Source organism: Vibrio sp. Y176, from assembly GCF_033438945.1.
Genome location: NZ_JAWOQS010000603.1, coordinates 1 through 670, shown reverse-complemented (window position 1 = coordinate 670; position 670 = coordinate 1). Strand labels below are relative to the sequence as shown.

The 670-nt window shown below is 46.0% G+C and carries 1 protein-coding gene; it reads right to left on the bottom strand.

Translation table 11 applies throughout. The features are described 5' to 3' along the window. Nucleotides 1–44 precede the first annotated feature (44 nt). Nucleotides 45–670, bottom strand: a 626-nt coding sequence (gene djlA / locus R7O13_RS27555) for a co-chaperone DjlA (protein WP_318305286.1), incomplete at its 5' end; no start/stop codon positions are given.

Here is a 670-nt window from a genome sequence, read left to right as displayed (position 1 = left end):
CCAAGTGCCCTTTTTACTTTCTAGTTTGCTTGCTAGATTTTGGCTTACTTAAAGCCTTTTACCTTTTTAATTAAATCGTAAGCGTTTTGAATTTCTTGCGATTTTTCTTTTGCGACGTTCATCATTTCTGGCGGTAAACCTTTGGCCATCAACTTATCAGGGTGATGCTCATTCATTAACTTACGGTAAGCTCGTTTAACGGTTTTACCGTCCGCCTCTGGTGACACATCCAAAATTTTGTACGCATCGGCCAATTGATCCGCCTGTGAGGCTTGCTGCCAACCTGACGACTGGTATTGGCCTTGTTGCTGACCATGGAAACCACCTTGATGTTGGAAACGGAACGCCGCTTCTTGCATTTGCAGGCGACGCTCTAGTTGCTCAGAGGAGAAACCTAAACCACGAGCAATTTTGTGCAACACATTACGTTCGCTTGGATGGATAGCTCCATCAGCAAAGGCCGCGGAAATTTGCAGTTCAAGGAAGAATTGCAGCAAATCAAAACGGCCAGCGGTCGAGATTTTTACACGCACCAACACATCTTCTAATGGGAAATCACTCTCTTTCCCTTCGCGGAATGCATCTTGCGCCGCACGGCGTTGTTCGCCATGCAAATTCATACGATCCATCATGGCAGTCGCAAGTTGGATCTCTTCTTTAGTGACCTGAC